The organism is Eionea flava (assembly GCF_055393785.1).
The window spans coordinates 147,111-173,156 of the sequence record NZ_AP036018.1 but is presented as its reverse complement, the minus strand read 5'-3'; the positions used below and the strand labels follow the sequence as shown (position 1 = coordinate 173,156).

Genomic DNA, 26,046 nt, shown 5'->3' with positions numbered 1-26,046 from the left:
AAAGGATATGGGCACATGGCAGTGTCCATATCCTAAAGCCATTACGCACTTAATAACCGCCATAACCCGTGCTTGAATGTTTAACCGGAGCTTTTTTCACAGCTTTTTTATGCGATTTTTTAGCGATATGCCATACACCACCAACACCGTCACCGGTCACATCACCTTGCTTCTGATCGCCAACCCACAAATAGAGCGGCTGACCACCATACGTCCACTGCATTTTCCCATCGTTACGCTCGACCAGCCCCCAAGGAGCGACCACCTTTGCATTTGCTGATGCGATATAAGGTGGCCATTTAGCCGCACAACCATCATAGCAAATAGACTGACCGTTTTGATCCTTATCAAAGGTATATAAGGTCATGCCTTTCTTGTTAGTTAGCGCCTCACCGTGATGAGCAGCAGAAACAGTAAAAGTAGCCAGTAACGCAAGTGTAGCAAATAATATTTTCATGATTTTCTCCATAATGATGTTAAGGAGCCTCTAATTAACCTCGGATAACTTCTGGCTGTTAGGCGTTACCGAGATCAAGACGTCTGCCTTGCCTAAACGAATGGTAGACTCACGCAGAAGTCATTCGAGGTTAATCAGAGGCTCCTGAGTAGTTATTAGTAAAACGTTCAGGTGTACTACCGTATGTTTTAGATAACTATTAACTAAGACGCATGAAGATATCGATTTGGATGCAAGATATTAAATTTTTTATTCGTGCAGCAGATCAATTAAAGCCTGCTCAATTTTACTCACATCAGGAATAGAGACTAACTCATCATTGACCAATACATTCATTTGATCAAAAGCCAATGTAGAGCTCTGGATATCTTGCTTAATGGCGTCTGGAGCGACTCGGCTTAGACGTGGAATACCTTGAGTAGGGAAACAGACAAACGGATACTCTGCACTCACACCGGTTGAATTTAAAATTGCCATTTGACTTGTCGGCTTAATAGCTAATGGCTCTTCACCATTAAGACGCTCATAAGAGAACATAGGAACAGACACACCACGCCACTGCACGGCGCCTAAAAACCAAGGTGGCAAGTCAGTGCGGCGCAATTGTGGCTTCACAAACGGTAACATCTCTGCGACAGAAACGGTGGGTAATAATATATTGCGCTTAGCAATAGGGATAATGAGGCTGGGGATCTCTGCTTTTTTAGCCGGCTCAACGGCATGGCCGACAGCTATGGTTTTTATATCGCTCATATTAGAACTACCTTTTTACAAGTATTACCGATTATTTTTACTCAATAACAGACCTACGGGCAGGCTTATGAGGCTGTTTGGAGGATATGCGCTTTTAAATGTCGTGCTAAATTTTCTGGGCTATCCATTTTTGTAGAACAGCCGACCTTAATAATGGCTTCTGGCATAGAAGTGGCCACACAGGAAGGCAGCGCTTGCACCCATGATTGACCACCATGTAACTTCATAAGACGACAAGATTTAACGCCATCGTCGCCCATTCCCGTAAAAAAAATCACGCCGGCACTCTGCTGATAATTACTCGCGACACTCGCGACCACATGGTCAACAGACGGGGTATAAATACCGCGCCATTTTTTTTGAGGATGAGCCACAAATGAACCATTAGGCTGTAACGTCATTTGATGTTCAGGCGGAATAATAAAAACATGCCCAGCCACCAGCACATCCCCATGAGCTGCAACACGACCGATGTATTGGTTATCTCTTACTATCGACTGGCTTAGAGCTTGGCTGTGACCTTCACCAATATGTTGAACATAAATAAAGGCAACATCTAGAGTATGAGGCATGGTATCCAAAAACGCCTTAACCGCTTCGGGCCCTCCCGTAGAGGCGGCTAATACCCATATATATTTTGCTCTTATTTGATCCGTTTGCTCTATATGGTGCTGCCCTGCCAAACCAAGCAGCTTAGCTTTTAGTTGCCTCGTCCAAGAAACAAAGTCGGCGCCCGCTGCATTATAAGTATTGCCTTCGCTAAAAATAATGGGCGAATCCAACGCATATAACCACTGTTCAAATGGCTCTGCATCATCACCCAAGCGCTCAATATCAATATCGACAATCCATGCATTAATGTCAGCACATTCAATTTTAGAGCGTGTTTTTTCAGTCGACAATTCGTTAACTAAGAAGCTTCCCCCTAAAACACAGCCCATTTCTTCAGCGGCATGTTTTAAATAGTGCTGCTGGACAAGTGTCTCGCTAACGATACCTATAGTTAATACACTCATTCGTTATACACTATCCATGCTTCAGTGAACGTGACGATGGTTCAGCAATTGATGAATCGCATCCAATAAAATATCTTCTTGGAACGGTTTACCCATATATTCATTCGCGCCTGCCGCAAGACCCGTCTGGCGATGCTTATCTCCGGTTCTTGAGGTAATCATAATAATGGGTAAGTCTTTCGTTACTGTTGTGGCACGGACTCGTCGAGCAACCTCAAAGCCATCCATTCTGGGCATTTCAATATCTAACAACATAAGATCCGGCGTATGGTCACGTAGCACTTCTATCGCATTGACGCCGTCTTTTGCTGTTATAACATCAAACCCTTCCCGCTCAAGGAAACGTGTGGTCACTTTTCTCACGGTAACCGAATCATCCACCACCATAACGATGGGGTTTTGATTAATAGCAGGTGTTTCGCTTTCTGGCTTCGACTCAATCAATGCCGATGGCGCAGTAGACAACACATAATGCTGGCGGATCATAGCATTAGTATCCAAGATAACGACCACGTGACCATCACCCATAATCGTGGCGCCCGATAAACCTTGTACTGAGCTAAATTGTGCTCCCAAGGTTTTTACCACGATCTCTTGGCTACCATTGAGCATATCCACTTGAATGGCGACGGCATGGTCTGCACTACGCACCAATAGTACCGGAACCGGCAACTCGTGCCCTTCAAGCCTAGGTAATACATCGCTATTCAATAAGGTACCCATATACTGCAACTGATAGTCTGTGCCCGCGTAATGGAAGCGGCTTTCGGGGTCTTTATAATATCCCGCGAGTTCTGATGGCTGTATCCGCGCAATACCTTCGATGGAATTAAGAGGGATCGCATATCGATCATCTCCCATACCTATCATCAATGCTCTGTTGACCGAAACCGTGAATGGCAAACGAATAGTAAATTGAGTTCCCTGGCCTTCCGTCGATGCAATATCAATACTGCCACCCAACTGCTTAATTTCGCTGCTCACAACGTCCATGCCTACGCCACGTCCAGAGATTTGTGTCACAGAATCAGCTGTTGAAAAACCTGCCTGAAAAATAAATTGTAAAATCTCTTGGTCACTCAGTTGAGCATCCGTATTCATCAACGACTGCTGAATGGCCTTTTCCCGAATACGAGACACACTCATTCCAGCGCCATCATCCGTCAAAAGCAACAGTACGTTACCCCCTTCTCGCGAGAGGGAGAGACTAATGCGCCCTTCGCTCGGCTTGCCCAATTCACGACGAGTGGCGGCGGATTCAATACCATGATCGACGGCATTACGTAACATATGCTCAAGAGGCGCAACCATACGCTCCATCATATTACGGTCTAACTCACCTTCCGTTTGATCAAATTCAATCACCACTTCTTTACTTAGCTCAGAAGATATCTGACGAACAATACGGCGCAAGCGAGGAACAATACGAGAAAACGGCACCATTCGAGAGCGCATCAAACCTTCTTGCAGCTCTGTGTTGATACGCGATTGCTGTAACAATACCGTTTCTGCATCACGGGCTTTATTACTTAATGTCTCTTTTAGGTCTTTTAAGTCGGAGGCTGATTCAATCAACGAGCGTGATAATTGTTGAAGCTGCGAATAACGATCCATCTCCAAAGGATCAAATTCTTCTTGTTCACTTAGCTGCTCTTGGCGAAAAACGACTTGCGCTTCGGTTTCTATATCCAGTCTGCGTAATTGCTCTTCTAAGCGACCAACGGTTTGCTCCATTTCCTCCAACGAATAGCCTAAGTCACTCATTTGCTCTTCCATTCGCCCACGACTAATTGACGTTTCACCGGCTAAATTCACCAGTTCTTCCATTAAGTCTGCCGAAACCTTAACCGTTTCCTGAGGTGTTGGGCGACGAGCAGCGGCAGCATTTGAAGTACGATTAGGTGCTATCGCTTGCTGAGGAGTAGGTGGCGAGGAAATGGGGGCTGGCAAAGAATCGGACACAGTTTCGGGCGAGCGGGTAGGGAAAGAAACCACATTTCCCTCTTTTGTCTCTACAACCTCAACTTCTGATAATACTTGCCCTGTCTGAATCATATTATCTGTATTTTCAGAACTCGATTCTACGAGGTCCACACTTTCGTCGGCAAGGTTGTTTTCATCATTAGCAGAGATATAGGCCTCATCAGGTGCTGTATCAATGTCAGCGTCTGTATGATTTTCATTCCCCTCTGAACCTGAAGGAGAAAGCTCTTCCTCCCGTGTTACAGAGGCATCAACGTCTTGCTCAAATGGTTCCTGTTCTGATCGTTCAGAATCGGACAAACCCGAAGAAGTCTCTACTTGTGGCTCATCTGCTGGTCGTTCAGTAACAACCTGATCTACCTGTTCAGTTAGAACACTGGGTGACTGTTCTGGCTGTTCTGGCTGTTCTGGCTGTTCTGGCTGTTCTGGCTGTTCTGGCTGTTCTGGCTGTTCTGGCTGTTCTGGCGACCCAGTATCAACCACTTCTTCAATCTCATGTGCCCTGAGACCGATATTATTAACGCCCTCAATAAGCTGATCTTGAAAATGATGCACTGTAGACAATACATCTGCCGCAGGCTCTGTTTTAGACTGGCCAACAAGGTAAGACTCAAAGTTATGCGCAAGATCACCTAGAGAACCTAAACCCGCCAAACGCGCTCCGCCCTTGAAGGTATGCAACAAACGCTGCAAATTCTCGTTACTTAGACCCGCATCATCCCCATTTTCCCAGTCATCAATAGTGGCATCCAAATCTTCGATAAGTTCGGCAGCTTCTTCGATAAAAATTTCAACAATTTCATCATCAACTTCTTCACCCTCAAGCCATGCCATCTCATCTGACGATTGGGTATCTTGTAGCGTTGGCGGTTCGGGAGGCGTAGTGTTAGTTTGCGCCACTACAGTATCATGTAATGCTGGCGTTTCAGGCTCACTCACCTCAACGGATATCGGGACATCAACTGATGTATTTTCTGAACCAGATAAACTAGCGTCGCCCTCTTCAGGTAATACGGTGCTATCTAGCGTATTCGATGACGTTTCTGTATCGGCAACACTGCGGTTTATTGCAGGGCTGTGCGTCTCAGATAAAGCCTCAAGCTGCTGTATCATGTCCTGATTAACGGGCGGCAAGTCTTGGCCCCCAGCAATCGCGTCAATGATATCAAGCAATGCATAATGAGCATCTAGTAGTACGTCGTAAAGCGCATCATCGGGCTGTAACGATTGGCCAATCAGTTTTTCATATTGCGCATGCAACACTTCACTGAGGCGTGTCATTGCATCTAAGTTAGCACGCTCTGCACCATGCTGAACATTCGCGACCTCATTAGCAACCGCTCGCCAATCCTGTGGGGTTGCCGAGGTGTGTTTCCAGCCGGCAATAACATCATCAATATCCAAGAGCAAATTCATGCCCTCGTTCATTAATTTTTCTAAAAAGGCCGGATCTACTTTTGGTCCATCATCTTCAGCATGCTTAATTAAATGACCAACAGAGCGCTCACGCAATTCCGCTACACGCGCCAAAAACAAATCTAATTTTTCAATTTCTGGATAAATCAATCGAGAGATTTGCTCTAGTGCATCTTCTGTATAAAGCACACTATCTTTTATTAGTTGCAAAATATCTTCGTCGATACTCACTTGGTAAGCACGCAAATCTTTGATGAACAATTCCATCGGTGTCATCAACGATGCTATCGGGGTAATTTCCGCCATATGCGCGCTACCTTTCAAGGTATGCATGGCGCGCTGCATGGCATCGCTGGGCGTTTCAAAAAATGGCCGAGCAGCATCCATCGCCACAATTTCTTCTCGCACAACCGCTAAATGGCTTTCTGCTTCAGAACCGAATATTTCCCACAACTGAACATCGATTTCTTCATCATCAATATTTTCCACACCGGAACTTGGCTCATCTATTTCTGCAGAAATATTGCCAGCAAAATAGTTTAACAAGTCATCGGGCGTTTCATGGTTCGCAATATCGTGCGCCCACATACGATATTGTTCACACAATTCGATTTGATCTGTAGGCTGCCGGCGAGAAAAATCACTCACCATACTTGGCAATAGCTCAAGCACTTTATGAATAAGGTCTGTTTGTATTTTATGAGGCTTAAGCGTGCCATCAAGCACGCGATTGAGCATATTTTCTATCGACCAAGAAAGCTCACCAATATCTGAGGCTTTAACAATCCGACCACTGCCTTTTAAGGTATGAAAAGCACGACGCACTTCAATTAACGCATCGTTATCTTCATACTTTTCTTCCCATGCAGGTAAATATTCCGCTATAGTTTCCTGAACCTCACCGGCTTCTTCAACAAAAATTTCGATGATCTCTGCTTCAGCTTCTTCATCAAGATCTGGCTCTATATCATTTTCAGATACTGCCTCGGTATTTTCTGTCGCTTGAGATTCTGGTGATGCAATAATATTTTCTTCAGGTTTCAAGCGCTGCATCACGCTCTGTATCTTTTGTACCGAAACACCAAGGTTCAGCAATCCACTTTCTGCGCCCATTAAAATGGCAATATCTTCTTCTTTTGTGAGCGACAACACTTCTAAAAAGTAATCGATACTTGCAATAACATCAGCCAAGCTATCTAGTTGTTTCCACTCCGGCTGAGCCGACTGATGAACCATTGTCATTTCTATATAATTGGCACTAATCAACAATATATCAGCAGGTACATCAAGCGCTAACTGGTTTAACCGTTCACTCACACCTTTTAATAAAGCCGGTACTGGCTGCAAGTTTTTTATATTCCACTGTGTGGCAATATAATTAACAACCGCGTCTTTTGCTTCTTCAAGCCCATTACGACTTTCCTGCAAAGCTAACTCTTCGGACGCATTAAATTGTCGAGTCTCTGGCTGAAACGCCGCTTCCTTTTCGGTCAGGGCTTTTTCAAGTGCAATGGATATATCTTGAAGATAACGATTAACGAGCAATAATTTTTCATCTGAGGAGCTCTGATCATATGTAAGCTCGGACAATATGGCGACCCCATCCAAGGCTTTTTGACGCAATGCATTCACACTCAGCATCGCCAAGGTATCAGCCACCTGATTAAGTTTTGTTATCGACCATGCAATCCCATCAAAGAAATCTTCGCTTTCATAACATTCATCGAGTCGTTTCGTGATGCCATCAAGGTGATTGAGTATCGAACCCGCAACAGCGCTGTACGACGCCATAGTGTCCGGCGTAGACACCGCTACGGATGTATCTGTCGCAGAATGATTTAACTGATATTGCTCGCGCAGCGCTTCAATAGGCGCACTTGTTTCAGTTAAAGACGCTAAATAATAGAGTAGATTTTTAAGAAGCTCTTCTGATGTTCCTTCGTCGAGCGCACGAGAACCGCCATCAACAAGTATTTTTATTTCATCATCTAATTGACGCAATAATTTTTTAATGGATGCGGTATCTTCAAGGAGGTTATCTTTAAGTGCCACAATAAATGCTGAGGCAATCTCCCATAAAGCTAAGCGGAGTGTGCCTTGTAATAACTTTTCTAAGCGCTGACAAACTTTGACAAGGTAAGTAAAGTTTTCTTCGACATTTTTTTTGTGGATAACACTCGCCGCTGCGACCTGATACATCTTTCGTAACTTAGAGAGCATGCCAACAAACTGCTGCTCATCTTGCGTTATTGGATGTCGATCCCCACGGACTGTTTGTGCAACACTTAGGTCTGGAGAAAATAAAGTACATTCACTTAAGAAATTAGCACCGCGTGTTGCACGCAAGTCATTTAACAGCGAAAACACCAAGCTTGGCTGATCAGTCTTGGTCGCTAATGATGTTTCAAGGTAAATGGGGAGCTCTGTCATCGTTTTTTGAAGAACGCCTAAAGCTTCTTTATGATGAGAGACTTTATTATCTAATACACTTTGTGCAAGCGCTTCCATTTCTGACGCCATCATCGCGCCGCTATGAAAGCCTGCCATATGTAAACCACCATAGACTTGGTGAATATAGGTAAGGCAAAATTTTAACTGAATAACGTCATTGGCATCACGAACATAAGCATCCAGTGCTCGCTGAGCCTGCGCAAGAGTGTCTTTAATATCTCTGATCACCCACTCTAGGGCCATGTACTGGCGATTATCAGCCATACCATCCTCTCATCACTATTTTTTATTACTATTACCTAATGAAAACCTAGGCTTTCTTAAGACAATACTCATTATTATGCAGTTTTGATGTACGCCTGTACTTCGTTATTATCAACCCGTTGCATTTGAGGGTGCTGCCAATCGGTTGTTTCACCAAGACCAATCACCAGCAATCCCCCCGATTTTAGCCTCTTAACAAGCTGATTAAGTATTTCTCGCCGACGCCAACGGCGAAAATAAATGAGTACATTTTGACAAAAAATAACATCCATAGTCTGTATCGGCAGACCTTCTAACTGGTTGATATTAGACTGAGAGAAACACACTCGCTTTTTTAAGCGTGGAAGAACTTCGTGATGCTTATCATCATAAGGACGGAAAAAATTTTGCCTTTCATAGTCAGTTAAAAAAGACATGCTGCGCTCGCCATAGACACCTCTGCGAGCAATAGACAAGGCCGGCAAACTTACATCAACCGCTGTTACGCCAAAGTAGACCTGCTGATCAGAATCACTCAAACATTCATGCGCCAACATCGCCAAACCATAGGGTTCTTCACCCGTAGAACATCCGACACTCCAAATATCAATACTTCCATTTAATCGCTGTTGTGCTATTTGATTTTTGAAATATTGGCGAACAAAGTCAAGAGATGGGCGATGACGAAAAAACGTCGTTTCTTTAACCACCAAGCGGTCAACAAGTACTTGCCATTCAATAAGCCCTTGTTTGTTATCCTGCTTAACTTGATTGAAATAATCGTCATAATCAGCAATACCTAGCTCACGCATACGTATAGCAATTTGCGTTTGCAGTAGTACTTTTTGTTGCGAAGCCAGCTGGATGCCCGTGCGCGCTTCTAGCAACTTTTCCCATAGTAGGAATTTGCTTTCCGGCAGGACATCAAACTTCTTAAAAGACCATGTCATAATCTAGCTATGCTGAGTCGGCTTTTCATCAATAAAATCCAGATCGTCTAGGTCGAACTCCTCTTCGAGCGAGTCCTGCTCTTCGTTTTCGACCATTTGTAGTACTTCATCATCCGGCATATCGTAAGACTCACCTTCAGACGAAATAGCATCCGCTGTATCAAGCACCGGCAACGAGTCAGCACCTTCAAATGGCGCGCTGCCCGGCAAAACGCTTTCTTCACTAAAGTCGCTCACATGCTCACCCTCAAATAGGTGCGCAAAATCACTCCCCATCATATCATCGTCGATATCCGAATCCGCCACATGAGAATCAGCAACTTGGGGAGCGCTATAAGCCGGCGTGCTCGCTATAGTTGAACCCGCAAATGCTGAAGACGCTGAAGCCAACGTAGTTTCTTGTAAAGCGCTAGGCGTTGTCGATGAAGGAGCGGTGTCATGCTTATTCATGCTATCAATCGCAACGTCCTCAGCAGGCTCATCGATGGCAATTGCGGTGTTCATTTCATCCGGTAGTTTAAAGCCAGCAACGAACTCTCTTAGCTCCAATGCCATATCAGCAAGATCACCAATGGCATGCGCTGTAGCTCCTGTACCGGCGGAGGTTTGCGAAGTAATTTCTTGAATGACGTTCATCGTGTTTGAAATATGGCCAGCAGAAGATGCTTGTTGGCGCGCCGCATTCGAAATATTTTGAATTAACTCCGCCAGATTCGCAGATACTCCTTCGATCTCTTCTAGAGCGACACCCGCATCTTGAGCAAGACGAGCACCACCAACCACTTCCGTCGTTGTTTGCTCCATAGATTTAACCGCTTCATTGGTATCCGTCTGAATCGTTTTTACGAGCGAGCCAATTTGTTTCGTCGCACCCGCAGAACGTTCTGCTAGTCGCTGAACCTCATCCGCAACCACCGCAAAGCCTCGACCAGCATCACCGGCCATTGACGCCTGAATCGCGGCGTTTAGTGCAAGAATATTGGTTTGGTCCGCAATATCATTAATCAAGCTTACAATGTCGCCAATCTCTTGTGTCGACTCACCAAGGCGTTTAATTCGTTTTGATGTATCCTGAATTTGCTCTCGAATCGTATCCATTCCATGGATCGTATTTTGCACCATCTTCGAACCATTATGAGCAATAGATACCGACTTACTTGCAACAAGCGCAGACTCAGCCGCATTCGCCGATACTTGGTCAATGGTAACTGCCATTTCGTTAATGGCCGCTGATGCGCCAGCAATTTCTTGCGCCTGATGATCCGATGCTTCCGCTAGATGAAGCGCAGTTTGCTGAGAGTCTTGTGCTGCACCCGACACCTGTACCGCTGTCGTATTAATCCGCGATACTAGCTGTCTCAATTGGTCAATGGTGTAGTTTACCGAGTCGGCAATGGCACCCGTGAAATCCTCCGACACCGTTGTTGTTACCGTCAAATCACCATCTGCTAAGCCAGCCAACTCATCCAGTAAACGCAAAATAGCTGATTGGTGAGCCATATTTTCTTCATCAGCCACCTCCAGTACTTTAGAGGCATCGATCCACAGCACGGTTGCCATGATAATCAATGTCAATGCAATAACACCTACAGCGGCTACAATCGCCTGAACTCGAATATTGTTCCTAGGCTGCTTCGCTTTTAAATTAACTTCGTCACGCACTGCCTGTAGGCGAAAGAATGGAATCGTGAGCTTTGATATATTTTGCTCATTGATCTCACTGCCACCCAGAGCTAGATTTAAATAATTAAACGATTCCTGAATGGCTCTATCAACATCACTAACCACTTCGGTCGAAAAGTAAGGGAAAGCCTCTAGCTCTTTCCATTTAGTTGATATATCCCGTTGCACATCACGAATACGGTTGCCGGCCGCATCGCCTTCAGAAGCCAATGCCACTACAAATGAAGGCAGCGTTGTAAATTGTGCCTGTAACGCGGTAATGAGCTCTTGCTCACGTGCGCCAGGGGCTTCATCAGTGTTATTGAGTAGCCGGTAACTGTTATATAGCATCACGCCCAATGCAACGACGATAACAAAAACGAGAAAAATCACTTTTTTGTTAGATTTGATCTGCGTGAAAATGGATACTCTCGACTCTTTCATACATTTCCCCTAAGTTAGAGATCTAGCGCGATGCGCTATATTTTTATATTGTTCGCGAAGGCAAAAAGAGCCTTATCGGCGATAATTAATTAGCAACCGCAACATCCAAGAAGCTAGGCTCTTGGGTCAACGCCAGTGGATGAAACACCATCCATTGACGACCATCGACGTCAAAACAGCCATCCGTAAACTGGGTTATTTTATCCGGCAAGTGAGAAGGCAAAACCGCTGAGCGCATGTGCGCTGGAAAATATTGCATACCGTGTACAGCATCCACCCACAACCCTGCATACACATTCTGCTTATCAAGCACCAGCAAACGTTGTTGTTTTTTGTTGCCGGTCAAGGTTCCGGAAAAAAAAGCAGCGAGATCAAACAAAGGAAGTAGGCGACCGCGTATATTAGCCACACCCTTAACCCATGGTTTAACACCCGGCAGACGGGTGTAAGTAGGCACTTCCAGCATTTCGACCAACTGCTCCATTGGCACAACAAAATCGAAACCCAACAATGAAAAACCAACGCCTCGCCACTGCTCAACAACATCCGACTGTGCTGGCAATTGCTGAGCGGCGCCCATGCTTTTTGCAGCCAAAGACTGCAACACCTCAAAGGCTGATGATGATTCGGTCATGACGAAATACCACAGATATAATTATTATAGTCACTCAATGTGCTTATCTCTGCTGCGCTTTGTGATACAGAGACGCATCACAAACAACATACGTTGGGCGTACGCGCCCTTATTTTGATAGCGCCTCTTTAATCGAAGCTAGCAAGTCAGCCTCAACGATTGGCTTAACTAAGTACGCACTTGCACCCTGTCGCATACCCCATATTTTATCGGTTGCCTGATCTTTAGTAGAAACAATAACAACGGGAACGTCTGCAGTTTGCGGGGCACGGTTGAGCTGCCGCGTTGCCTGAAAACCATTAAGGCCAGGCATTACCACATCCATCAAAATAAGATCTGGCGGATTCGTTTTTGCCATATCTAAGCCTTTTTCACCCGTATCGGCCACTTCAACCGCATAACCATTTTTTTCAAGAATAGTGGTTAGCTTATAAACCTCGGTTGGAGAGTCATCAATAATTAATACACGCAACATACAATCCTCTTACTTCTTAATTCCACAACTTAATTTATCTAAATGTTAACAGGGACAAAACTCTAAGCTATCGCCCCATTCACTCAACACAAAATCTGCCTTCTAGCACTTCTACTTTGCGTAGGCCTCAATGGCACCTAGGAGCTCTGTTTTGCTAAATGGCTTGGTGAGATATTGATCAGACCCAACAATTCGGCCTTTAGCCTTATCAAACAAGCCGTCTTTACTCGACAACATGATCACTGGGGTCGATTTGAATTCACTATTATTTTTAATAAGTGCACACGTTTGGTAACCATCTAAACGCGGCATCATAATATCGACAAAGATAATACTAGGGCGGGTATCAGCAATTTTAGCTAATGCATCAAAGCCATCTGTTGCTGTTATCACTTCACAACCCGCTTTAGACAGCAGAGTTTCCGCCGTTCGCCGTATCGTTTTGCTGTCATCTATAACCATAACCTTTAGGTTATCTAACGCTACACTCATACAACTATAATCCTCTGTAAAATGACTTCTCTGCTATTTACAATCGTCAACTTTGAGCAACCTATAATATGAAGCCTAGGACGCTGGCATTCATTTTTAACACAGAAGCATCGACATATCTATACGAGAGTAGATGAAATGCACATTTTCCATGAACAGAATAGTGTATGTCGCTCTTGGCACTGATAAAAATAGAAATCTGCTGTAGACTCCGCAATCAATATAACACAACCTGTAACTCGCTGAGTGAGATCATTATGTCGATACAACTCGGTGTGATAATGGATCCCATTACACACATCAATCCATACAAGGACACTACCTTATTGCTACTGTTGGCGGCTATCAAAAAAGACTGGAATTTAGTCTATTTTGAGCAAAAAAACCTATTTTTTGATCACAATATTGCAAAAGGCTATGGTCGAACACTTTCTGTCTTCGATGACAATTCTCATTGGCATACATTAGGCGAGGAATCGGTTTATACATTAGGGGATATTGACGTATTACTTATGCGTACCGACCCACCTTTTGACATTCCATTTTTACAGACAACATTCTTACTTGAAGCCGCACAACAACAAGGCGCACTGGTCGTTAACGACCCAAGAAGCTTAAGGGATTGCAATGAAAAGTTATTTGCCACCCAATTCCCCGAATGCTGCCCACCGTTAACTGTTAGTCAAGACGCCGAGCATTTGCGCCAATTTCACCAACAACATCAAGATGTGATTTTCAAACCACTCGATGGCATGGGCGGCAGCGGTATTTTTCGCTGCCAATCTAACGACCCCAACATTGGCGTTATCTTAGAAACGCTGACAAGTCGCAACGAAATGGTGATGGCACAAAAATTTATTCCGGACATTCGCAATGGCGACAAGCGTATTTTGGTGATAGATGGCGAAGCCGTTCCCTATTGCCTCGCACGCGTCCCCGCTGAAGGTGAAACGCGCGGTAACTTAGCCGCTGGAGGCACTGGACATACGCAGCCACTATCCGAACGAGACCGCTGGATTGTCGATCAAGTCGCTCCTACGCTAAGGGAAAAAGGGTTATTGTTTGTCGGCCTCGATGTTATTGGTGATTATTTGACCGAAATCAACGTTACCAGCCCTACCTGCGCACAAGAAATTGATCGCGCACACCAAACCGATATTGGCGCACGCCTAATGGCCGCCATCGAAAAACGATTAAATCAGCCGTAGATCATGCCCATACCCGCAACAAAAAACCATCACTACCAGAGTGAATCTATCCCCTCCACATCTAGCGGGGATAGATTGAGCTTTACTTTTTTTTTAGCGATCGCCATTCATGGGCTTATTATTTTTGGCATCGGTTTTGAACTCAGTAAACCAAGCCAAAGCGCACCCAGCGTCACTGTCACACTAGCCACTCACAGTACGGACAAGAAACCTGATCAAGCTGATTTTATGGCGCAAGCAAACCAACTTGGTAGCGGCAGCGAAAGCGATGCCAAAGAAATAACGACCGATGTTATCCCCCCACCCTTTGAAAGCGACAGAATTAACGACACCTTGATTACAGAAAAACGCAAACTTACGGACAACAAGCCAAGTAACAACCCCATTATCACTACCAAGCAAGCCGAATCTACACTCCACAACAGTCCAGCAGTCGCCATCAAGCAGCAAGCAACTACTGGCAATGACGCTATCAACATCAAGGCTTTAAATACTCAAATAGCGAGCCTGCGAGCAAAACTGGCTGTACAACGACAAACACTGGCCAACAAGCCCAGAGAACGGGTCCTAACATCGGTATCCACTCTCGCCAGTAAAGAAGCCGAGTACCTCAACGCATGGACGCAAAAAATTGAGGCCTTTGGTAATAAAAACTTTCCTCAAGAAGCACTCAACAAAAAACTCACCGGGAAGCTCCGAATGGAAGTGGTGATCAGGCATGACGGCACTTTATACGAAATAAACTTGAAGCAATCTTCAGGATATAAACTCTTCGATGATAGCGCGCAACAAATCGTTAGACAGTCAGCTCCATTTCAAGCCTTCCCCACCGAAATAAGACAAGATTACGAACACTTGGTGATCATCCGCACATGGCATTTTGACATTAGCGGGCTTTATACCTCTCAATAACTATGATTAGGCATAGCTTTATATAAACATAGATTCGTCGACTGCTCTCGGATACAATCGTTTATTAAATAAACGACATAAAATCTTTAACACGGAAGACAATTTGTTTTCAGGCAAGGGAAAAACGCACCAAATGAAAGATTTTATGCATCATAAATGACCGCTTGAGCACGCTTTTCCGTTACCATTTGGTTAAGGTAAACGCCGAATGAGAGCAAAATGGCTTTCGTGTAAAGGTCTTAACACAATGCTTCGAGTTACCATGCATAGCCATTCACTAAAAAATCACTTTTTAATCGCCATGCCCACACTGGCCGATAATCGTTTTGCAAAAACTGTCACTTACATCTGCGAGCATAATGAAGGCGGAGCAATGGGTATCGTGATCAATCAGCCGGCATCCATTTCTCACGGCGAGCTATTTAGCCAACTCAAGCTAGGCGCGAATATACAAAACGATTTCCCGCTATTACTCGGTGGCCCGGTCAAAAAAGAGCGCGGGTTCGTCCTACACTCTGCAGACCGTCACTGGGCATCAACAATGTCTGTGTCAGCAGACATATCTATTACGGGCTCAAAAGATATTTTAGAAGATATCGCCAACAACAATGGCCCCAAAGACGCACTGATTGCTCTAGGTTACGCAGGATGGAGCACAAATCAACTCGAGAAAGAAATTGCTGACAACAGTTGGTTAACGGTACCCGCCAATAAAGAAATTATATTTCATACGCCAATTGAAAAACGTTGGGAATCATCCGCTCAACAATTGGGCATTGACCTGCATTTGCTTTCCTCACAAGCTGGGCACGCATAAAATAATGACAACTACTGCTATCGCATTTGATTATGGCATTTCCAATATAGGCGTTGCTTACGGGCAATCCTTAACTGGACAAGGCCAGGAGTTGCCTCCCATTAATGCACGGGACGGCGTACCTCATTGGGAGGATATCGCTAACTTGCTAACTGAATGGAAACCCTCGATCATCATCATTGGATTACCGCTCAACATGGATGACAGTGAAAGCGAACTATGTACAAGAGTAAAAAAATTTGGTCGCCGTTTACACGGAAGATTTGGTGTAACGATTGCGTATATGGACGAAAGATTATCCACCTTTGATGCAAAACAAGAAGCCAAATTACGAGGACATAAAGGCAATTACAAACAAAACCCTATCGACTCTATTGCCGCCCGTCTTATTTTAGAAAGTTGGTTTGCCACACCCTCAAGCTAAGCATTAAAAGCTACTCTAACTCTAAATCATCAGCCGCATAATCCAATGCGCGAGGGTTAGATTGCGATTGCAATTTAATCAACAATCTCAAATCATTTTTCGAATCTGCATAAGCAAGAGCATTCTCATAACTGATTCGCGCGTCAAGATACAATGCATACAGTGCATGGTCGAATGTTTGCATACCCAGTTCGGTCGATTTACGCATCACATCTTTCAACTTATCAATTTCACCTTTACGAATAAGATCGGCCGTTAACGGTGTATTAAGTAATAACTCTATACATGCTCGACGACTATCTCCATCAACAGATGGCACTAACTGCTGGGCAACAATACCAATAAGGTTAAGCGATAAGTCCATCAACAGTTGCTCACGACGATCTGCAGGAAAAAAATGCAAAATACGATCAAGTGCTTGATTGGCATTATTGGCATGCAACGTACACAAACAAAGGTGTCCTGTTTCTGCAAAAGAAATGGCGTGCCCCATCGTTTCGCGACTGCGCACTTCACCAATCATAATCACATCTGGCGACTGGCGCAGTGTGTTTTGCAGTGCAATCTCAAATGACTCAGTATCAATGCCTACTTCTCGCTGAGTAACAATCGACGATTGATGCTCGTGAACAAATTCGATAGGATCTTCGATTGATACGATATGTCCTTTGGCATGCTTATTACGATGACCTATCATGGCCGCTAGTGATGTAGACTTACCGCTGCCGGTTGCACCTACAAAGATTAATAAACCACGCTTTGACATCACCATATCTTTAAGCGAAGACGGCAAGCCAAGATGATCCATATCAGGGATTTTAGATTCAATTCGTCGAATCACCGCACCCATCAAATTACGCTGAAAAAATGCACTGCAACGAAAGCGCCCTACTCCTTTAAGGTGAATAGCAAAGTTAAGCTCTTTCTTCTTTTTAAATTCCTGTCGCTGAGATTCAGTCATAATACTCAGTACAATTTTTGCTGCGGCTTCCGCCGAGACAGGCGCTGAAGATAACGCCAAAAGCTCGCCATGAATTTTGACAGACGGAGGTAAATCAGCCGTAATAAACAAGTCAGATGCCGATCTATCAGCCATTGCAGTCAATAATTTATGAATATCCATCGGGCACTACCTATGTCTTTCAAACGAGGGGTGAATTTCGCATATTGCAGGTTAATCTTATAAATATCACTAAGGAATTATTTCTGGGTTAACAGCTTTTTTCTTTGCTTCATTTCTATCAACAATGCCTTTCTCAACCAAATTCAACAACGACTGATCCATTGTTTGCATACCCACATTCGATCCCGTTTGAATAGCCGAATACATTTGAGCAACCTTATCTTCTCGAATCAAGTTACGAATCGCCGAGGTGCCCCGCATAATTTCATGAGCAGCTATACGCCCACCACCTTTACGCTTCAGCAATGCTTGCGAAATAACCGCTTCTAAAGAACCCGCTAACATAGAACGTACCATCGCTTTCTCATCCGCGGGAAATACATCTACAATACGGTCAATCGTCTTAGCTGCGGACGTGGTATGCAAGGTTCCCATCACCAAGTGACCTGTCTCAGCAGCAGTTAACGCTAGTCGAATAGTCTCTAAATCACGCATTTCACCGACTAAGATAATATCAGGATCTTCTCGAAGGGCAGAGCGTAAAGCATCGGTAAAGCTATGAGTATCCCGATGAACCTCCCTCTGGTTCACTAAGCATTTTTTACTTTCATGGACAAATTCAATGGGATCCTCAATAGTCAGAATATGGTCATACCGCTGCTGATTCACATGATCAATCATTGCAGCAAGCGTTGTTGACTTACCTGAACCCGTGGGCCCAGTCACCAACACTAAGCCTCGGGGAACCGTTGCTATACCCTCAAACACTGATCCCATTCCTAATTCATCTAACGACAACACCTTAGAAGGGATTGTTCTAAACACCGCGCCAGCGCCTCGATTATGATTAAATGCATTCACACGAAAACGGGAAACGCCTGGAATTTCAAACGAAAAATCAGTTTCATAATCTTTCTCAAAATCCTTACGCTGATTGTCATTCATAATATCGTAGATCAGACCATGCACCTGCTGATGATCCATTGACGGTAAGTTAATCCGCCGAATATCGCCATCTACGCGTATCATCGGAGGCAAGCCCGCAGAAATATGTAAGTCAGATGCATTTTGTTTAGCGCTAAACGCTAATAATTCGGTGATATCCATGGTGCCTCTTATTTTTTACCAAAACCAGAAAACAAACATAGCATAGCGTGAATAAAAAAACTCACGCCCATTAAGTATTAAAGCCCAAGAGTACACCTCACGCGCACGCCTTGTAATATACTAGTCTATATTGCGACTAGAATACTGTCGACAACAGGCTTTACCCACACTCTAAGCAGCACTGGCAATTTATGACCAACTTGAACCAGCAACTCCTCACGATTAAACAACGTATGGCCGATGCGGCAATACAGTATCAGCGCGAATTGGACGATATTACGCTGCTAGCTGTCAGCAAAACAAAACCGGCTGACATGATAGAAGCACTCTATCATTTAGGGCAGCGTTCGTTTGGTGAAAACTACTTACAAGAAGCTAGAGATAAACAACAGGTACTTTCTACACTGGATATAGAATGGCACTTTATCGGCCCAATACAATCGAATAAAACACGTGACATCGCCGAAAACTTTGCTTGGGTACATAGCGTTGATCGACTAAAAATTGCCAAACGCCTCAGCCAACAACGCCCCGACAATTTACCCCCGCTCAACCTATGTATTCAGGTGAATATAGAGCAAGAGACGACGAAAGCAGGCGTTAGCCTTGATGCATTACCAGAGTTAATTGCAAGCATCTGCGAGTTACCGCGCATAAAATTGCGAGGCTTGATGTCAATACCCGCAAAAAAAGACAGCATTGACCAACAGCGCACCGCTTTTGCTCGCTTAGCTCAAGCCAAGCAAGCATACTCTGCCGTCACACCACTCGACACCCTATCGATGGGTATGTCAGAGGATATAGAAGCGGCCATCGCCGAAGGAGCTACTATTATTCGGGTTGGCAGCGCATTGTTCGGAGCAAGGGGTTGATCACAAAATAATAACGCATGATTTTTTAGCAACACACAAACGCATTTTGAGAGAACATATTATGGCAACACTCACATTTATCGGTGCAGGCAATATGTCTAGCAGCATTATCGGCGGATTAATTGAACAGGGTTACTCACCCAACGACATTACCGCAAGCGACCCCAACACTGATGGCTTGGCCAGCATTCATCATAAATTTGGCATCCAAACCACTACCAACAATCATGATGCCTGCCAAACCTGCGATGTCATTGTGCTTGCCACCAAACCACAAGTGTTAAAACAGGTGGTCACCGAGCTACGCGAAGTTATCACTCAACGCCAAACACCCCCAATGATTATGTCAATTGCGGCAGGTATTAACTGCGATCACATTCAACAATGGCTAGACTGTGACGTCGCTGTAGTGCGCTGCATGCCCAATACCCCCTCATTGGTCGGCCAGGGCGCGAGTGGCTTATACGCCAATCAATATACGAATGACGAACAAAAAACCATCGCGATGCAGTTAATGCAAGCCGTAGGTTATGCCACTTGGGTCAAAGAAGAATCACTGATTGACACCGTCACGGCAATTTCAGGCAGCGCTCCGGCGTACTTTTTCTTATTAATGGAAGCCATGATCGACGCTGGCATCAAACAGGGGCTCGATAAAGAAAGTGCTACACAGCTGACCCTGCAAACCGCAATGGGCGCAGCAACGTTGGCTAAAAGCAGCGACGTGGCTGTTGACGAGCTACGCCGACGCGTGATGTCACCAGGCGGAACAACCGAGCAGGCCATTTTATCTTATGAGCAAGCCGGTTTCAGAGGCATGGTCGAGGAAGCCATGCAGCGCTGCGCAGAACGCTCCGTAGAAATGGCAAAAGACTTTGGCTAACACGCCCTCAATCAATATATTGAGCGGTAAACGAGAATAATCAGCTTATTTCATACAAGCAAAGCGGTATAAACCGCTTTGCTCTGCTATGATAAACGCATCAATAGTTAACTTGATCTCTTAGGTATTAGTGATGGATAAATTAGTTCAAATCGCCGAGCTTCTCATTACATTTGCGTCATCTATTTACATCATGATTGTCATGGTGCGTTTTCTGCTGCAGCTCGTCCGAGCCGATTTCTACAATCCTCTATCTCAATTCATTGTTAAAGCTACCAATCCGCTGCTCATGCCATTGCGCAAAATCATACCCGGATTTTTTGGCATCGACTTTGCCAGCCTAGTGCTGGCACTTGTTCTACAAATAGCCAGTATCCTACTGCTAATCACCATTAAAGGTAATGCTGTACCTCCTATACTGCCCTTATTTATTTTTTCTGTCTTCGAACTCCTTTCTTTAATACTCAACATTTACTTATTCTCCTTCATCATCATCGTGATCGTTAGCTGGATTGCTCCTCACGGACATAACCCAGCAATCGCTCTGCTAAGCAGCATTACTGAACCGGTACTACGGCCAATACGTCGCATCCTACCCACATCTGGCGGTTTAGACTTCTCAGTGATGATTGCCATTTTGATCATCTACATACTTAAAATACTGATTGCATAAAACAGACGTCACCGCGCCTCTAAATCACTAAAAGATAGCAGCGGCACCTACATACAAAAAGTACCGGCCACTACGTAACAAAACGTTCAATGCTTGCAGGCAACCGGACGCGCCCGTAGACTACACCCTCATCGTTTTCATCCACTTAAATCGACACTATATCGCTCTACTCAAATTTATGTCTTCTTCTGCTGCGCCCGATAGCGTGGGACTTGTTTCTCCCACGGTACAACATTTTGATCAACCGTTAAGGCTAGCCAACGGCCGTACGTTAAACGCCTACGATTTGATCTACGAAACCTATGGTGAGCTCAGCGCGACAAAAGATAATGCCGTGCTTATTTGTCACGCCCTATCTGGAAATCATCATGCCGCCGGACTACATAAACTTGATGACAAGCGCCCCGGCTGGTGGGATAACTATATTGGACCCGGCAAAGCGATTGATACACGTCGTTTTTTTGTGGTTTCTGTCAACAATCTTGGCGGCTGTCATGGCTCTACTGGCCCTACCAGTATTAACCCAGCAACAGGCAAACCCTGGGGCAGTGACTTTCCGACATTGCGCGTTAGAGACTGGGTAGAAAGCCAGAAGCGATTGGCCGATATACTCGGTATCAACCAATGGGCCGCGGTTGTCGGCGGGAGCTTGGGCGGCATGCAAGCCATGCGCTGGGCACTAGAACATCCTGAGCGGGTGCGTCATTGCGTTACTATTGCTTCAGCATTAAAACTCACCGCACAAAATATCGCTTTTAACGAAACCGCTCGTCAGGCCATCACCGCCGATCCACAATTTAACGACGGGCACTATTTGGCAAACCATGCGTTACCCGCTCAAGGGTTATCGGTTGCTCGCATGATTGGCCACATTACTTATTTGTCCGGTGATGGCATGAAGCAAAAGTTCGGCCGAGACTTACGCAGCGGAACTTTTGAACAAGGGATTGATGAACCTTTAGAATTCGAAATAGAAAGCTATCTTCGCTATCAAGGCAATGCTTTTTCGACCAGCTTTGATGCCAACACCTACATTTTAATGACCCGCGCGCTAGACTATTTTGACCTCGCCCGCGAATACAACAATGACGCTATCGAAGCTTTTAGCCATGCGCAAAGCCAATTTTTAGTTATTTCATTTACCAGCGATTGGCGCTTCTCGCCGGAGCGCTCACAAGAAATAGTTGACGCACTCATGCATGCCAAAAAGCCAGTCACCTATGCAGAAATACAGTCGGATTTTGGTCACGATGCATTCCTGATTAAAAACCAACGCTACGCCAATGTCTTTGGCGCTTATATGAATAATATAACGTTAGAAAGTCAGGCAACAGAGGCGGCAACATGCGCATAGATCTCAATACTATCCAGTCTTATATCAAGCCAAACAGTCACGTACTCGACCTTGCCTGTGGCAGTGGTCAACTACTATTGGCGTTACAAAAAAACAGCAATATCAGCGCAATAGGACTAGAGAATGATCCACAACATATCACCGCCTGTATAAAGAATGGGGTCAACGTGGTGGAGCACGATTTAAATAAAGGATTGCAGCATATTGATGACAACTCTTATGATGTTGTTGTCATGACACAAGCCATACAAGCCATGCAACATCCCGATGTCGTGCTTGATGATATGTTACGCATTGGCAAAGAATGCATTGTCACTTTTCCCAACTTTGCGCACTGGAAAGCGCGCTGGCACTTAATGGTTAATGGGCGTATGCCAGTATCAGATTTACTGCCTTATGAGTGGTATAACACACCCAATATTCATTTTTGTACCATCAAAGATTTTGAAATTTTGTGTAAAGAAAAAGGCATTACTATTATTAACAATACAGTCGTTAGCGAAGTGGGCTCTAGCCAAATGCTTGCGCAAGCGTTACCTAACTTATTTGGTGAAACCGCTATCTACCATTTAACCAAAAAGGCTCGCGCCCAATAACTCATCCGCTATCGATTATTTTTTATGAAAAAAACATTAACACTTTTATTCGCTATTACGTTGCTGCTTGCTGCCCAATTCGCTAGCGCCCAAAAAAATATTTCTTATGAATTAGATGACCACATTATTTACTACAATGTGTTCAACAGCGCTCTCATTTCAGCGGATATTGCCAAAGAATATAATTTAGTTCGCGCCAAAAATCGTGCTTATATCAATGTTGCAGTGGTTAAAAAGTCTGGCGGTTATGGGGTAGCACCGAGAAAACTCAGTGGCATACATCGCAACTTATTACAGCAACGCTTTGAATTGGAATTTATTGAAATTAAAGAAGCAACAGCAACGTATTACCTAGCGCCGATTCGCTTTAACAATGAAGAAATCATTCATATCGATATCACCGTACAGCCTGATCATCAATCAAAAGAAAGTACGTTTAGCCTGACAAAAAAGCTCTATCGAGACTAAAAAATCGAAAAAACCAAACCGATCAGCAAAAACAATTAATACAAACATGCATTTATGACAACAGAAAACACTACCTACAAAACTATTGTGCTTGCCAGTAATAACGCGGGTAAATTACGTGAGTTTCATCGCCTCTTTGCCGACAAGCCACTGACTATCATTTCACAAAACCAATTTTCTGTTGATGATGCAGAAGAAACCGGATTAAGTTTTATTGAAAATGCGATTATCAAGGCGCGCCATGCCTGTCAAAAAACACAACATGCAGCTATCGCTGACGACTCTGGCCTAGCGATCGATTATCTACAGGGTGCTCCCGGCATATACTCTGCACGCTATGCAGGCACTCACGGTGATGACAGCGCCAACAACCAAAAAGTATTACATGAGTTACAAGGCGTGCCCACCGAACAACGCACTGCCCGCTTTATTTGCGCCCTAGCGTTTATGCGACATGCCAATGATCCTACGCCAATTGTTTGTCAGGCAAGTTGGGAGGGAGTCATTGCCGAACAAGAGCATGGGGGAAACGGCTTTGGTTATGATCCATTATTTTGGCTACCCGATCATCAATGTTCTTCGGCAGAATTGACCAAAGAGAAAAAAAACTTAATTAGCCATCGCGCACAAGCCTTAGACGCCATGCTTCTCGCATTTGCTCAGCAGGGAATATTTGCATCTAGCCATGCCCCTAATGACCACTAAACTTCAGACGCTCACACCGCCCCCATTATCACTTTACATTCATATTCCTTGGTGTGTACAAAAGTGTCCTTACTGTGATTTTAATTCTCATCAAGCCACGCAAAAACAACATGCGCTTGATGAAAAAAAATATATTCGCGTCCTCAAAAGTGATTTAACGCTAGAAAGTCGGTTCTCTGCAGGCAGAAAAATCACCAGTATATTTTTTGGGGGAGGAACACCGAGCATTTTTTCTGCTGCAGGCATTGAAGATATTCTACAGCACGCAGAAAAAACCATTGGTTTTAGCGATGATATAGAAATCACATTAGAAGCCAACCCAGGCACTTTCGAACAAAAAAAGTTTTCAGGTTTTTATCAGGCGGGTGTTAATCGCTTGTCAATTGGTGTGCAAAGTTTTAATCCGACGCACCTCTCCATACTCGGCAGAATTCACAATCAGCAAGAAGCCATTAACGCTGTTAATATTGCGCAACAGGCGGGATTCAATAACATCAACATCGATCTTATGCATGGCCTGCCCGAGCAAACAGCCGATGATGCAATGGATGATTTACAACAGGCTATAGAACACAAGGTACAACATATTTCGTGGTACCAGCTCACCATCGAACCCAACACTGCTTTTTATCGACAACCACCGACATTACCTCACGACGACATACTGGCCGACATTCAAGAGCAAGGCATTAAATTACTCGGAGAATCAGGCTTTAATCAGTACGAAATCTCTGCGTTTAGCCAACCCAATCGACAATCACAGCACAACCTCAACTATTGGCAATTTGGTGACTACTTAGGTGTCGGCGCGGGCGCGCATGGCAAGATAACAGATATAGAAAACCAAAAGATTATTCGACGACAAAAAACTCGACTACCTGATCACTACATGCAACATTCGGACAATCCCACGACCAAACAGTGGGAGGTTTCTTTAGAAGAGCGGCCTTTAGAATTTTTGATGAACGGCTTACGTTTACAAGAAGGCGTGCCTAGCGATTATTTTGCAGAGCGAACCGGCCTACCTCTGGATACCATTGGCGCTCACATTCAGACATTACAAGCGCGAGGCTTATTAACGACAACCGCCAATAGACTACAAGCCACACCGGTGGGCCAACGATTTTTAAATAGCGTGTTGGAAGAATTCGAAAGTGAAGCTGACAACATTATTGCTAAAGATTAATCAACAAGCGCCTAACTCAACGCTGACCCTCTTCATCACCCACCTCACCTTGCTCTTGTTCATCGAGCTCGGCTAGCGCTTCCGGTTTATCATCTAACCAACGATCCAATACTGACACTAACTCTTTAATGCCTTGGCCTTTAAGCGCCGAAAACAGCTGAACACTCACCAAATCATCGACTTTGGCTTCTTTCATATGTTTCTCTACCGCTAACAATGTGCTTTTGGCAGGCCCTTTTTTTAACTTATCCGATTTCGTCAGCAGTATATGTACGGGCATTTCACCTTCAACCGCCCAATTAAGCATCATCGTATCGAAGTCTTGCATCGGGTGACGAACATCCATAACAATCACCAAGCCTTTTAGCGTCTTTCGCTGCTGAAGGTATTGCGAGAGGTTTTTCTGCCACTCACGCTTCATTGATAAAGGTACTTTGGCATACCCGTAACCGGGTAAATCGACCAAGCTGCGTTCATCATCTATGCTAAAGTAATTAATTAATTGCGTACGCCCCGGTGTTTTACTGGTACGCGCTAACTTTTTGTTGGCCGTAAGCGTATTGATAGCGCTAGACTTTCCCGCATTAGAGCGGCCAGCAAAGGCAACCTCCGCCTTTATCGATGACGGACACTGGCTTAATTTGGATGCGCTTTGTAAAAATGTCGCTCTTTGGTAAATATTTGAACGTGACATATGGCCTCAAAAATGGTGTGGAATAACGGCTTAGTATATAATTGAAGA

24 protein-coding genes are annotated in these 26,046 nt (G+C 44.5%); 12 read left to right on the top strand and 12 right to left on the bottom strand.

Going from position 1 to position 26,046, the window contains the following annotated elements:
• Positions 1 to 49: 49 nt before the first annotated feature.
• The 9 genes from ACZ5O6_RS00815 to pilG all read right to left on the bottom strand — a co-directional run bounded on the left by ACZ5O6_RS00815 (position 50) and on the right by pilG (position 12,976).
• Complete coding sequence (locus tag ACZ5O6_RS00815; RefSeq protein ID WP_447092009.1) at positions 50 to 457, bottom strand: COG4315 family predicted lipoprotein; 408 nt, start codon at positions 455 to 457, stop codon at positions 50 to 52.
• A gap of 249 nt (positions 458 to 706) precedes the next feature.
• On the bottom strand, positions 707 to 1,210 hold the full coding sequence (locus tag ACZ5O6_RS00810) for a chemotaxis protein CheW (RefSeq protein WP_447092010.1): 504 nt from the start codon (positions 1,208 to 1,210) through the stop codon (positions 707 to 709).
• Positions 1,211 to 1,275: 65 nt separating this feature from the next.
• Positions 1,276 to 2,226, bottom strand: coding sequence for a chemotaxis protein CheB (locus tag ACZ5O6_RS00805; protein WP_447092011.1), 951 nt, complete (start codon positions 2,224 to 2,226; stop codon positions 1,276 to 1,278).
• A gap of 21 nt (positions 2,227 to 2,247) precedes the next feature.
• Entirely contained in the window at positions 2,248 to 8,340 is a 6,093-nt protein-coding gene (locus ACZ5O6_RS00800; RefSeq protein WP_447092012.1) for a hybrid sensor histidine kinase/response regulator, read from the bottom strand.
• Positions 8,341 to 8,414: 74 nt separating this feature from the next.
• The gene (locus ACZ5O6_RS00795) at positions 8,415 to 9,269 is read right to left on the bottom strand and encodes a CheR family methyltransferase (RefSeq protein WP_447092013.1); all 855 of its coding nucleotides are present in this window, start codon (positions 9,267 to 9,269) and stop codon (positions 8,415 to 8,417) included.
• A 3-nt stretch (positions 9,270 to 9,272) separates the two neighbouring features.
• The gene (locus tag ACZ5O6_RS00790; protein ID WP_447092014.1) at positions 9,273 to 11,375 is read right to left on the bottom strand and encodes a methyl-accepting chemotaxis protein; all 2,103 of its coding nucleotides are present in this window, start codon (positions 11,373 to 11,375) and stop codon (positions 9,273 to 9,275) included.
• Positions 11,376 to 11,460: 85 nt separating this feature from the next.
• Positions 11,461 to 12,009: a chemotaxis protein CheW gene (locus tag ACZ5O6_RS00785; RefSeq protein ID WP_447092015.1), complete on the bottom strand. Its 549-nt coding sequence runs from the start codon at positions 12,007 to 12,009 to the stop codon at positions 11,461 to 11,463.
• A gap of 109 nt (positions 12,010 to 12,118) precedes the next feature.
• Positions 12,119 to 12,484, bottom strand: coding sequence for a response regulator (locus ACZ5O6_RS00780; protein ID WP_447092016.1), 366 nt, complete (start codon positions 12,482 to 12,484; stop codon positions 12,119 to 12,121).
• A gap of 111 nt (positions 12,485 to 12,595) precedes the next feature.
• Entirely contained in the window at positions 12,596 to 12,976 is a 381-nt protein-coding gene (pilG, locus tag ACZ5O6_RS00775) for a twitching motility response regulator PilG (protein WP_447092017.1), read from the bottom strand.
• Between the two features lie 257 nt (positions 12,977 to 13,233).
• On the opposite strand from pilG, the gene gshB reads away from it, so the two are divergent.
• The 4 genes from gshB to ruvX all read left to right on the top strand — a co-directional run bounded on the left by gshB (position 13,234) and on the right by ruvX (position 16,337).
• Positions 13,234 to 14,184, top strand: a complete 951-nt coding sequence (gshB, locus tag ACZ5O6_RS00770) for a glutathione synthase (RefSeq protein WP_447092018.1) — start codon at positions 13,234 to 13,236, stop codon at positions 14,182 to 14,184.
• A gap of 3 nt (positions 14,185 to 14,187) precedes the next feature.
• Positions 14,188 to 15,096 carry an energy transducer TonB gene (locus ACZ5O6_RS00765; RefSeq protein WP_447092019.1) on the top strand — a complete coding sequence of 303 codons (909 nt, stop codon included), beginning with the start codon at positions 14,188 to 14,190 and terminating at the stop codon, positions 15,094 to 15,096.
• A 247-nt stretch (positions 15,097 to 15,343) separates the two neighbouring features.
• On the top strand, positions 15,344 to 15,913 hold the full coding sequence (locus tag ACZ5O6_RS00760) for a YqgE/AlgH family protein (RefSeq protein ID WP_447092020.1): 570 nt from the start codon (positions 15,344 to 15,346) through the stop codon (positions 15,911 to 15,913).
• Between the two features lie 4 nt (positions 15,914 to 15,917).
• Complete coding sequence (gene ruvX, locus ACZ5O6_RS00755; protein WP_447092021.1) at positions 15,918 to 16,337, top strand: Holliday junction resolvase RuvX; 420 nt, start codon at positions 15,918 to 15,920, stop codon at positions 16,335 to 16,337.
• Between the two features lie 10 nt (positions 16,338 to 16,347).
• On the opposite strand, the gene ACZ5O6_RS00750 is transcribed toward ruvX, so the two are convergent.
• Together ACZ5O6_RS00750 and ACZ5O6_RS00745 are read right to left on the bottom strand one after the other, a co-directional pair.
• The gene (locus tag ACZ5O6_RS00750) at positions 16,348 to 17,460 is read right to left on the bottom strand and encodes a PilT/PilU family type 4a pilus ATPase (RefSeq protein WP_447092022.1); all 1,113 of its coding nucleotides are present in this window, start codon (positions 17,458 to 17,460) and stop codon (positions 16,348 to 16,350) included.
• A gap of 69 nt (positions 17,461 to 17,529) precedes the next feature.
• Positions 17,530 to 18,567: a type IV pilus twitching motility protein PilT gene (locus ACZ5O6_RS00745; RefSeq protein ID WP_447092023.1), complete on the bottom strand. Its 1,038-nt coding sequence runs from the start codon at positions 18,565 to 18,567 to the stop codon at positions 17,530 to 17,532.
• A gap of 191 nt (positions 18,568 to 18,758) precedes the next feature.
• On the opposite strand from ACZ5O6_RS00745, the gene ACZ5O6_RS00740 reads away from it, so the two are divergent.
• The 8 genes from ACZ5O6_RS00740 to hemW all read left to right on the top strand — a co-directional run bounded on the left by ACZ5O6_RS00740 (position 18,759) and on the right by hemW (position 25,304).
• Positions 18,759 to 19,439: a YggS family pyridoxal phosphate-dependent enzyme gene (locus tag ACZ5O6_RS00740; RefSeq protein ID WP_447092024.1), complete on the top strand. Its 681-nt coding sequence runs from the start codon at positions 18,759 to 18,761 to the stop codon at positions 19,437 to 19,439.
• A 61-nt stretch (positions 19,440 to 19,500) separates the two neighbouring features.
• Positions 19,501 to 20,322 carry a pyrroline-5-carboxylate reductase gene (gene proC, locus ACZ5O6_RS00735; protein ID WP_447092025.1) on the top strand — a complete coding sequence of 274 codons (822 nt, stop codon included), beginning with the start codon at positions 19,501 to 19,503 and terminating at the stop codon, positions 20,320 to 20,322.
• Positions 20,323 to 20,455: 133 nt separating this feature from the next.
• Positions 20,456 to 20,995 carry a YggT family protein gene (locus tag ACZ5O6_RS00730; RefSeq protein ID WP_447092026.1) on the top strand — a complete coding sequence of 180 codons (540 nt, stop codon included), beginning with the start codon at positions 20,456 to 20,458 and terminating at the stop codon, positions 20,993 to 20,995.
• Between the two features lie 178 nt (positions 20,996 to 21,173).
• On the top strand, positions 21,174 to 22,349 hold the full coding sequence (gene metX, locus ACZ5O6_RS00725; protein ID WP_447092027.1) for a homoserine O-succinyltransferase MetX: 1,176 nt from the start codon (positions 21,174 to 21,176) through the stop codon (positions 22,347 to 22,349).
• Positions 22,340 to 22,945, top strand: a complete 606-nt coding sequence (gene metW, locus ACZ5O6_RS00720; protein ID WP_447092028.1) for a methionine biosynthesis protein MetW — start codon at positions 22,340 to 22,342, stop codon at positions 22,943 to 22,945. Before metX ends, metW begins: the two co-directional genes overlap by 10 nt.
• A gap of 24 nt (positions 22,946 to 22,969) precedes the next feature.
• A complete protein-coding gene (locus tag ACZ5O6_RS00715; RefSeq protein WP_447092029.1) occupies positions 22,970 to 23,413 on the top strand; it encodes a DUF4426 domain-containing protein in 444 nt (147 codons plus the stop codon).
• Between the two features lie 54 nt (positions 23,414 to 23,467).
• Positions 23,468 to 24,118: an RdgB/HAM1 family non-canonical purine NTP pyrophosphatase gene (gene rdgB / locus ACZ5O6_RS00710; RefSeq protein WP_447092030.1), complete on the top strand. Its 651-nt coding sequence runs from the start codon at positions 23,468 to 23,470 to the stop codon at positions 24,116 to 24,118.
• A complete protein-coding gene (hemW, locus tag ACZ5O6_RS00705; RefSeq protein WP_447092031.1) occupies positions 24,108 to 25,304 on the top strand; it encodes a radical SAM family heme chaperone HemW in 1,197 nt (398 codons plus the stop codon). The genes rdgB and hemW overlap by 11 nt, the downstream gene beginning before the upstream one ends.
• A 16-nt stretch (positions 25,305 to 25,320) precedes the next feature.
• Here the strand turns inward: hemW and yihA are convergent, their stop codons facing one another.
• Positions 25,321 to 25,998: a ribosome biogenesis GTP-binding protein YihA/YsxC gene (yihA, locus tag ACZ5O6_RS00700; RefSeq protein WP_447092032.1), complete on the bottom strand. Its 678-nt coding sequence runs from the start codon at positions 25,996 to 25,998 to the stop codon at positions 25,321 to 25,323.
• Positions 25,999 to 26,046: the final 48 nt, after the last annotated feature.

What these genes read in the sequence shown, in the direction of transcription:
- ACZ5O6_RS00815 (WP_447092009.1), bottom strand. Translation starts at nt 457, where the DNA reads ATGAAAATATTATTTGCTACACTTGCGTTACTGGCTACTTTTACTGTT.
- ACZ5O6_RS00810 (WP_447092010.1), bottom strand. Translation starts at nt 1,210, where the DNA reads ATGAGCGATATAAAAACCATAGCTGTCGGCCATGCCGTTGAGCCGGCT.
- ACZ5O6_RS00805 (WP_447092011.1), bottom strand. Translation starts at nt 2,226, where the DNA reads ATGAGTGTATTAACTATAGGTATCGTTAGCGAGACACTTGTCCAGCAG.
- ACZ5O6_RS00800 (WP_447092012.1), bottom strand. Translation starts at nt 8,340, where the DNA reads ATGGCTGATAATCGCCAGTACATGGCCCTAGAGTGGGTGATCAGAGAT.
- ACZ5O6_RS00795 (WP_447092013.1), bottom strand. Translation starts at nt 9,269, where the DNA reads ATGACATGGTCTTTTAAGAAGTTTGATGTCCTGCCGGAAAGCAAATTC.
- ACZ5O6_RS00790 (WP_447092014.1), bottom strand. Translation starts at nt 11,375, where the DNA reads ATGAAAGAGTCGAGAGTATCCATTTTCACGCAGATCAAATCTAACAAA.
- ACZ5O6_RS00785 (WP_447092015.1), bottom strand. Translation starts at nt 12,009, where the DNA reads ATGACCGAATCATCATCAGCCTTTGAGGTGTTGCAGTCTTTGGCTGCA.
- ACZ5O6_RS00780 (WP_447092016.1), bottom strand. Translation starts at nt 12,484, where the DNA reads ATGTTGCGTGTATTAATTATTGATGACTCTCCAACCGAGGTTTATAAG.
- pilG (WP_447092017.1), bottom strand. Translation starts at nt 12,976, where the DNA reads ATGAGTGTAGCGTTAGATAACCTAAAGGTTATGGTTATAGATGACAGC.
- gshB (WP_447092018.1), top strand. Translation starts at nt 13,234, where the DNA reads ATGTCGATACAACTCGGTGTGATAATGGATCCCATTACACACATCAAT.
- ACZ5O6_RS00765 (WP_447092019.1), top strand. Translation starts at nt 14,188, where the DNA reads ATGCCCATACCCGCAACAAAAAACCATCACTACCAGAGTGAATCTATC.
- ACZ5O6_RS00760 (WP_447092020.1), top strand. Translation starts at nt 15,344, where the DNA reads ATGCTTCGAGTTACCATGCATAGCCATTCACTAAAAAATCACTTTTTA.
- ruvX (WP_447092021.1), top strand. Translation starts at nt 15,918, where the DNA reads ATGACAACTACTGCTATCGCATTTGATTATGGCATTTCCAATATAGGC.
- ACZ5O6_RS00750 (WP_447092022.1), bottom strand. Translation starts at nt 17,460, where the DNA reads ATGGATATTCATAAATTATTGACTGCAATGGCTGATAGATCGGCATCT.
- ACZ5O6_RS00745 (WP_447092023.1), bottom strand. Translation starts at nt 18,567, where the DNA reads ATGGATATCACCGAATTATTAGCGTTTAGCGCTAAACAAAATGCATCT.
- ACZ5O6_RS00740 (WP_447092024.1), top strand. Translation starts at nt 18,759, where the DNA reads ATGACCAACTTGAACCAGCAACTCCTCACGATTAAACAACGTATGGCC.
- proC (WP_447092025.1), top strand. Translation starts at nt 19,501, where the DNA reads ATGGCAACACTCACATTTATCGGTGCAGGCAATATGTCTAGCAGCATT.
- ACZ5O6_RS00730 (WP_447092026.1), top strand. Translation starts at nt 20,456, where the DNA reads ATGGATAAATTAGTTCAAATCGCCGAGCTTCTCATTACATTTGCGTCA.
- metX (WP_447092027.1), top strand. Translation starts at nt 21,174, where the DNA reads ATGTCTTCTTCTGCTGCGCCCGATAGCGTGGGACTTGTTTCTCCCACG.
- metW (WP_447092028.1), top strand. Translation starts at nt 22,340, where the DNA reads ATGCGCATAGATCTCAATACTATCCAGTCTTATATCAAGCCAAACAGT.
- ACZ5O6_RS00715 (WP_447092029.1), top strand. Translation starts at nt 22,970, where the DNA reads ATGAAAAAAACATTAACACTTTTATTCGCTATTACGTTGCTGCTTGCT.
- rdgB (WP_447092030.1), top strand. Translation starts at nt 23,468, where the DNA reads ATGACAACAGAAAACACTACCTACAAAACTATTGTGCTTGCCAGTAAT.
- hemW (WP_447092031.1), top strand. Translation starts at nt 24,108, where the DNA reads ATGACCACTAAACTTCAGACGCTCACACCGCCCCCATTATCACTTTAC.
- yihA (WP_447092032.1), bottom strand. Translation starts at nt 25,998, where the DNA reads ATGTCACGTTCAAATATTTACCAAAGAGCGACATTTTTACAAAGCGCA.